The 7506-nt window shown below is 68.6% G+C and carries 7 protein-coding genes and 1 tRNA gene; 1 reads left to right on the top strand and 7 read right to left on the bottom strand.

Translation table 11 applies throughout. The features are described 5' to 3' along the window. A tRNA-Ser gene (locus tag ACTICP_RS12790) sits at positions 1–90 on the bottom strand. A gap of 64 nt (positions 91–154) precedes the next feature. Beyond that, entirely contained in the window at positions 155–1201 is a 1047-nt protein-coding gene (locus ACTICP_RS12785) for a hypothetical protein (RefSeq protein ID WP_441892936.1), read from the bottom strand. A 102-nt stretch (positions 1202–1303) separates the two neighbouring features. Between ACTICP_RS12785 and ACTICP_RS12780 the strand changes: the two genes are divergently transcribed. Further along, positions 1304–2077 (top strand): hypothetical protein, encoded by a 774-nt coding sequence (locus ACTICP_RS12780; protein ID WP_441892934.1) that lies wholly within the window; start codon positions 1304–1306, stop codon positions 2075–2077. 40 nt (positions 2078–2117) lie between these two features. On the opposite strand, the gene ACTICP_RS12775 is transcribed toward ACTICP_RS12780, so the two are convergent. From ACTICP_RS12775 to ACTICP_RS12755, 5 genes are all read right to left on the bottom strand, one after another. Next, entirely contained in the window at positions 2118–2624 is a 507-nt protein-coding gene (locus tag ACTICP_RS12775; RefSeq protein WP_441892932.1) for a MarR family winged helix-turn-helix transcriptional regulator, read from the bottom strand. A 26-nt stretch (positions 2625–2650) separates the two neighbouring features. Continuing rightward, positions 2651–3106: a MarR family winged helix-turn-helix transcriptional regulator gene (locus ACTICP_RS12770; RefSeq protein ID WP_441892930.1), complete on the bottom strand. Its 456-nt coding sequence runs from the start codon at positions 3104–3106 to the stop codon at positions 2651–2653. A gap of 1 nt (position 3107) precedes the next feature. After that, positions 3108–4874, bottom strand: a complete 1767-nt coding sequence (locus ACTICP_RS12765) for a DHA2 family efflux MFS transporter permease subunit (RefSeq protein ID WP_441892928.1) — start codon at positions 4872–4874, stop codon at positions 3108–3110. Positions 4875–4922: 48 nt separating this feature from the next. Then, the gene (gene cydC / locus ACTICP_RS12760; RefSeq protein WP_441892926.1) at positions 4923–6578 is read right to left on the bottom strand and encodes a thiol reductant ABC exporter subunit CydC; all 1656 of its coding nucleotides are present in this window, start codon (positions 6576–6578) and stop codon (positions 4923–4925) included. After that, positions 6575–7506: ATP-binding cassette domain-containing protein (locus ACTICP_RS12755; protein ID WP_441892924.1), on the bottom strand; the 932-nt coding region annotated here is incomplete at its 5' end. The genes ACTICP_RS12755 and cydC, both read right to left, overlap by 4 nt.

The following is a 7506-nucleotide window of genomic DNA, read 5'->3' as shown; positions in this document are numbered from 1 at the left end:
TGGCGGTGACGGTGGGATTTGAACCCACGGTAGGGGTGAACCTACACAACATTTCGAGTGTTGCACCTTCGGCCGCTCGGACACGTCACCGCGGAAGAGTTTACGCGACGCCGGCCGGTCGCGCGAATCGACCTTTTCTGGGCACGGCCAGCCCTCACCAGGGTGCGGCGACCTCGGCGTGCGTACGCAGGATGCCCTCCGTGCTGCCCTCGGGCGCGCGGCCGATGCCGCACTCGGTCGCCACTCCGAACGACGACGCGAAAGCGGATGCCGCGGCAATCCGCCGCTGCGCCCCCTCGGCGCCGTCCTCCCGGTGCACGAGCCCGAGATACAGCTCGGCGACCGGGGCGAGGTCCGCCAGCGGGGCGAAGTACGCAGCATCCTCTCGCTCGAGGGGCACGGGCAGGTGCAACCACGAGAACGAACGCGCAGAGGCCGCGATCACGGCGTTGGCGTAGCGAACGAGCGTTCCGGCATCCGTCGGCTCGATGAAGTGCCGCTCACCCGCGTCGCCGTAACAGAGGTGCACGCCGACCTCGACGTCTGCCGGGACGGCATCCACGAGCGCGGCCAGCCGCGAGACGAGGCCGTCGAACGGATCCCCCTCCCACCAGGCATCCATCACCGCGCCGTACCCCGAGGCGCGCTCGATGATGCCCAACTCACTGGCGACATCCCACTGGATCGCCAGATCCTCATGCGGGATCGCGGCCAGAATCTGTCCCAGCTCGGCCACCAGAGCATCCGTGTACACCGGCTCGATCGCGGCGCGATCGGCGCCGGAGAAAAATGACGACAGGATGGCGACCGGCGTCGGCAGCGACACCTGGAAACGGATGCCGTCCGGCACCACACCCTCGCCCCGCAGCTTCATGAACACCCGGTACGACTCGATGGCAGCATCCGCGTACCCGAGCGGCGGGAGGGTGATGGTCGCGGCATCCACGCCGTCCGCGATCCGAAGCGGACGCGCGTCCAGGCCCGCCCCGAACGGGATGGGCTCCTCCCCCACGCGCTCGATGCCGTCGGCCTCACCGAGCACGTCGGGCTGGAACATGATCCAGTGGAACCTCTTGCCCACCTCGCCGTCCGGGATCCGCCGGAGCCGATCGCCCAAGAGGGACGCCGCCGTACGGATCGTCGTCTCGGCATCGTCATAGTTCACGCTGCCCACAAGAAGGGCGCCCTGCGGTTCGGTCATGCTCTCAGGCTAATCACGCTCCACCTGAGCGGACACCCCCGGCGACACTTCGCGTCATGCGACGCCCAGGCTGGTTAGGATGACCTCAACGGAGGTTGTTCCATGAGCTTCATCACGTCGGCGGCGCTGGCGGAAACCGGCTACGTCGTCCTGCCCGCACACCCGACCCCGATCGACCCAGCGGAGTGGCAGGATCTCGAGTACGTCGCCTGGCGGTCCTCCGGCGTGACCCGCTTCGCCCCACTGGCCAGCTACGCCGGCGAGGTCGAGTGCAACGGGTTCTGGAACCACACCCCACCGCGCACCGACAAGGACGGCGTCTGGATCGACGCGCAGGTCGCGAAGGCTCCCACGCTGACCCGCTTCGCCCAGGAGCCCGGTGCGAACGTCGGCCGATGCCGCGTGATCGAGCTGCAGCCGAACACCTACGCCGACGCCGTCTACAACCTGCACCAAGACGACAACAACCGGCTCAACGACGACGGCACCGGCTGGGTCGTGCGCGCCTGGCTCAACCTCACCGACGACCCCGACTCTCTCCTCATCCTCCGCGAGGACCGGTTCGATCCCGCGACCGAGATCCGCTTCCCGCTTGCGGCTGGCACCCGCATGATCGTCGACACGCAGCGCTTCTGGCACGCGGTCTGGCACCAGGGCGATGCTCCGCGCTACTCACTGATCACCTCGCTGACCTCCGGCCCCGAACTCGACGCGTACATCGCCGCTCAAGGCGGCACGCCGCATGCCGCGAGCATCCCGCTGGATGCCCAGGTCGTCGACGATGCGCAGGTCGAGATGCACCGGCGCATCGAGGAGCGCCGCCGCGCCTTCGAGGCGCAGGGCATCGTGATGGAGCCTCCGGTCGACCTCTACTGAGCGGTCCGCTGGCGCAGGTCGCGACCCGATGCGCCGCGCGTCAGAGCGAGCCGAGCAGCTCGACGAAGTGCTCGAGATCGGCAGGCGACCAGGCACGCAGCCGCTCGCCGATGCGCCCCTCGTAGTGCGCGCGGGCGACGGCGATGCGCTCCTGCGCGAGCTCCGTCGCCACCAGTCGCCGGGTGCGCCGGTCGTCGGGATCGGCGACGGATTCGGCGAGTCCCAGCTCTTCGAGCTGACGCACCTGCCGGCTCACGGCCGATTTGTCGGTCTGCAGCCGCTCGATGATCTCCTTCGCCGTGGTCGCCTTGCCGCTCGCGATCGAGATCAGCACCTGATAGCCGAGCGGCTGCAGGTCGGGATGCACGGTGACCGCCGCCTCGCGCCAGCTCACGCGGATGCGCGCGAACAACCGACCCAGCTCGTGCTCGACCCGGGCGACGGCCTGGTCGAGCTCGTCACCCTCGATCGCGCCGCCGTCGGCGTCGACCTCGGAATCGGATGCTGCGGCGTCAGGAGCCACGGGTTCGGAAGACGACGCACTCATGCTCGCCAGTGTAGGGCGCACAGGCATCATGCCTCAGTGAGACGACGGAGCACCGTGGATGCTGTCCGGAGCTCAGCGGGTGTCAGATCAGCCAGAGTCTCGCGCAGGCGTTCTGCGTGACCGTGTCTCAGCTCGGCGAGAATCTCGCACGCGGCCGGCGTGGCCGTGAGCACCCGCTGCCGCCCGTCCTGATCGTCCGGACGAGACTCGAGCAGCTCGAGATCCTCCAGCATCCGCACCTGCCGGCTGACGACCGACTTGTCCATCTCGAAGATCTCGGCCAGCTGATGCGCGTTCGCGCTGCCGACCTGTGCGATGTATGCGAGGAGCTTGTATCCGGACGGCTGCAGCTCGGGATGGATTTGCGCCGCAGATTCCTTCCACAGCGTCCGCACCCGGGTGAACAGCAGACTCAGGTGCCCCTGGAACTCGGCGAGAGTCTCGTCGAGCTCCGGGAACACCGCGGAGTCGGAGGCAGCCACGTCAGCGCCCGTCCTCGCGATCTTCTCGCTCGAGCACGGTCACCGACCCGGTCGCCGGAAATGCCGATTCGTCGCCGGCGATGCGGATGCTGCCGGTGGATGTGTTCGCGCCCACCTCGGCTTCGGCGACCTCGATCACCGACTCCTCGGCCTGGTCGCGCAGCTGCTCTGCGGCGTTCTTCGTCGACAGCGGCTTGTTCCTGATGAACGCGATGGCGATGATGCCCAGCACAGCGAGCGGAATGGCGATCATGAAGGCATCCGCGATGCCGTGCCCGTAGGAGGATTCAACGATCGTCCGAATCGTCTCGGGCAGCTCCGACACGTTCGGAACGTCGCCGGATCCGAGATGCTTCAGGGCATCGATCTCGTCGGGTGTCGTGGGCGTGAAGCCCTTCATGCCGTCGGCGATATATGTTCCGACGCTGGTCGACAGCACCGACCCCATGATCGTCACGCCGATGGTGCCGGCGATCGTACGGAAGAAGTTGACATTCGACGATGCGGCGCCCAGCTGCTGGGGAGGCGTGTCGTTCTGCACGATCAGCGTCAGGTTCTGCATCACCATTCCGAGACCGGCACCGAGCACGAACATGTACACCGCGACGAGCGGGAACGGTGTGTCGTAGCGCAGCGTGGACATCAGGCTCACACCGACGGTCGCGAGAACAGCACCCGTAACCATCCAGCCCTTCCACTTGCCGAACCGGCTGACCAGCTGACCGATGATGATCGAGGATCCCATCTGTCCGACGATCATCGGGATCGTCATGAGGCCGGATTCGGTCGGTGTGGCGCCCCGGGCCAGCTGGAAGTACTGGGCGAGGAAGACAGCGGTGGCGAACATCGAGACGCCGATGGCGATCGATGCGATGACCGACAGGGTGAAGGTGCGGTTACGGAACAGCGACATCGGCACGATCGGTTCCTTCACGAAGAACTCGACGGCGATGAACCCGGCGATGACGACGCCGGCGGTGACGGCGAGCATGATGCTCGTCGAGGAGTCCCAGTCGAACTGGCTGCCACCCATCGACACCCAGATCAGCAGCGTCGAGACGCCGACAGCGAGCAGCACGATGCCGAAATAGTCGATCGAGACCTTCGTGCCCCGCTGGGGCTTGGGCAGGTGCAGCGTGAACTGCAGCAGGATGAGCGCGACGATCGCGAACGGAACGCCCACGAAGAAGTTCGCCCGCCACCCCAGAGTGTCGGTGATGAGTCCACCCAGGAGCGGGCCGCCGATGGTGCCCAGCGCCATGATGCCGCCGACGACGCCCATGTACTTGCCGCGCTCGCGGGGCGAGATGATGAGGGCGACGGAGATCATGACGAGCGACATGAGGCCGCCGACGCCGACGCCCTGGATGACGCGCACCGCGATGAGCATGTTCGTATCGGTGGAGAACCCGGCGATCACGGTGCCGACGGTGAAGAGGATGAGCGACAGCTGAACGAGCACCTTGCGGTCGACAAGGTCAGCCAGCTTGCCCCAGATGGGCGTGGTGACGGCGGTCGCCAGGAGGCTCGCGGTGATGACCCAGGTGTACTGCGACTGGGTTCCGCCGAGGTCGGCGATGATGACCGGCAGCGAGGTCGACACGATCGTGCCGGAGAGCACGGCGACGAACATGCCGACGATGAGTCCGGAGATCGCGGTGAAGACCTCGCGCGCGGAACGCGTGGTCTCCGGTGCGGGTGAGGTGTGAGATGTCAAAGAAGGATGCTCCTGCGTCAGAAAGTTGATCTGGAGCAACAATACGCGCATAGTTGCTCCAAGTCAACTGTCACGTTTGAGCAACTAATAACTGATCGGTCAGACCGTCCGTCCCGCCTCTATCCGCACGACCCGATCCACGGTTCCCTCCGGCGGCTCGACGTGCGAGATGAGCAGCACCGACTGCTCGCCCGCCGCCCCGAGCAGGTCGCGCAGCAGCGCATCGGCCGCCTCGGGGTCGACGCCGGCGGTCGGTTCGTCGAGCACGAGAATCGGGAACCCGCGCAGCAGCGCTCTGGCGAGCGCGATGCGCTGCGCCTGGCCACCCGACACCAGCGCGCCACGGTCGCCGACGCGAGCGTCCAGCCCGCCGCGGTCACGCACCCAGTCGCCGAGACCGACGCGTCCGAGCACGGCGAGGAGCTCGTCATCGCTCGCGGAATCGCGGGCGAACAGCAGGTTCTGCCGGATGTCCTCGTCGAAGAGCTGCGGATGCTGTTCGCACAGCCCGATCGTGCGCCGCAGGGCCGGGCCGCTGAGCGTCGCAGCATCCGTCCCGCCGATCGTGAACGCGCCCTCCGCGCGGAGGAAACCGACCAGCACCGAAGCGAGCGAGCTCTTGCCGGCGCCGCTGGGGCCCGAAACCAGCACACGCTCCCCCGGCTCGAGGTCGAGCGTGACGCCGCGCAGGGCCGGACTGCCACCCGGCCACGCGGCGCGGACGTCGCGCAGCTGCAGGGCGGTTCCGGCCGGAACGTCTTCGGCCCCGGCATCCGGTCGCAGCTCTCCGGGCATCGACGCGGGCAGCACCTCGACCACGCGGCGGGCACTCGCACGCACGCTCCGCCAGGATGCCGCGGCGATCGGCACCGCGCCGAACACCTCGAACACGACCATCGGCACGAGCACGACGACCGCGAGCCACGGACCGTCGATCGCGCCGGTCGCGAGCCCCGGGGATGCTGCGGCCACCGCCCACGCCGAAGCGACGCCGGCGAGCACCGAGACGACCCCCGCGGCCGACGCCTGCGCCAACGACGCCCGCGTCACGGTGCGGCGCACCGCCGCGTCGGCGCGTTCGATCCGTTCGCGCGCTGCCGGCTCCGCGCCGTAGGCGAGGAGGACGTCCAGGCTGCCGAAGTAGTCGACGAGGGATGCCGAGAGCTCGGCGCGATCGCGGGACACGCGCTCTTCGGCGCGGCCGCCGAACAGCCAACTCACCCCCACGGCGACGAGGGATGCGACGATCAGGCACACCGCGAGGGTGAGCGCCGCCGGCGGGGAGATGAAGGCAATGAAGGTCACCGCTCCTACCGCGACCACACCGGCGACCGCAAGGGGCTGCACGACCCGCAGCGGCAGGTTCTGCAGGTTCTCGACGTCATCGACGAGGGCCGAGAGCAGCTGGCCGTGATCGGTCCGACCGAGACCGGCGGGCGAGAGCGGAACGAGCCTGCGCACCATGTCGGAGCGGGTGGTGGCGAGCTGACGGAGTGCGGCGTCGTGACCCGACAGACGCTCGAGGTAGCGGAAGACCGCACGGGAGACGGCGAAGAACCTCACACCGACGACCGCGATCGACAGCGGTACGAGCGAGTCGATGATCGAGGCGCTGACGATCAGCCAGCCGCTGACGGCGAGCAGAGACACCGCCGCCACGGCAGAGAAGACACCCCAGATGAGGCCGGGCAGAAAGCGACGCATCGGGGGCTGCGCAAGCCGAAGGATGCCGCGGGCGCTGGCGTCGACGCTCATGCGAGCACCCCCAGCGCCACGATCCGGTCGGCGATCTCACGCGCGGTGCGGCGGTGCGAGACGAGCAGGATCGTGCCGCCGGCATCCGCGCGGTCGCGCAGCGTCGTCCACAATCGCTGTTCGGTGTCGGCGTCGAGCGCGCTCGACGGTTCGTCCAGGACGAGGAAGCGATCGGGCCTGGCGGCATGACGGTAGAGCGCGCGGGCGACGGCGACGCGCTGCGCCTGCCCGCCGGAGAGCCCGCTCCCCTGCACACCGAGCTCCTGCGCGGGGTCGAGGTCGTCGGCGCAGGCGGCATCGAGGGCATGGCGGATGGCGGTGGGCTCCGGATCGGAGCCGAGCGTGACGTTGTCGGCGATCGTGCCGCGGATCAGGCCCGGAGATTGCCCCGCCCACGCCAGCCAGTCGGCCGGTGCGAGCTCTCGAATATCGGTGCCATCGAGGGTCGCTGTGCCTGTGAAGGCTGCCGCTCCGCGGAGGGCGGCGATCAGGCTCGACTTGCCGGAACCGCTCGGACCCTCGACCAGCGTGATCGTGCCCGGTGCGGCGGTGAACGAGACCGGCGGGAGGTCTCGGACCACGAGGTTCTGTAGGTGGAGGGTGGGGGCTTCGACTCGCTGCGCTCGCTCAACCCGTTTCGTCTCGCTGCGCTCGCTCAACGCCCCGGGATGGTCAGCCGCCGCCAATTGAGCTCCGCCCGCCGGGCGTTGAGCGGAGTCGCGCAGCGACGCAGACGAAACGGGGTGAGCGAGCCGCAGGCGAGCCGAAGCCTCCTCACTCTCCCCCGGAGCTTCTGCCGGGCGTTGAGCGGAGTCGCGCAGCGACGCAGACGAAACGGGTTGAGCGAGCCGCAGGCGAGCCGAAGCCTCCTCCCTCTCCCCCGGAGCTTCTGCCGGGCGTTGAGCGGAGTCGCGCAGCGACGCAGACG

Source organism: Microbacterium sp., from assembly GCF_052102115.1.
Taxonomy (GTDB): Bacteria; Actinomycetota; Actinomycetes; order Actinomycetales; family Microbacteriaceae; genus Microbacterium.
The sequence above is the reverse complement of the archived record's forward strand: the minus strand, read 5'-3'. Positions and strand labels throughout refer to the sequence as shown.

Excerpts from the sequence above, each read along its gene's own strand:
- ACTICP_RS12785 (WP_441892936.1), bottom strand. The coding sequence starts at position 1,201 with ATGACCGAACCGCAGGGCGCCCTTCTTGTGGGCAGCGTGAACTATGAC.
- ACTICP_RS12780 (WP_441892934.1), top strand. The coding sequence starts at position 1,304 with ATGAGCTTCATCACGTCGGCGGCGCTGGCGGAAACCGGCTACGTCGTC.
- ACTICP_RS12775 (WP_441892932.1), bottom strand. The coding sequence starts at position 2,624 with ATGAGTGCGTCGTCTTCCGAACCCGTGGCTCCTGACGCCGCAGCATCC.
- ACTICP_RS12765 (WP_441892928.1), bottom strand. The coding sequence starts at position 4,874 with ATGCGCGTATTGTTGCTCCAGATCAACTTTCTGACGCAGGAGCATCCT.
- cydC (WP_441892926.1), bottom strand. The coding sequence starts at position 6,578 with ATGAGCGTCGACGCCAGCGCCCGCGGCATCCTTCGGCTTGCGCAGCCC.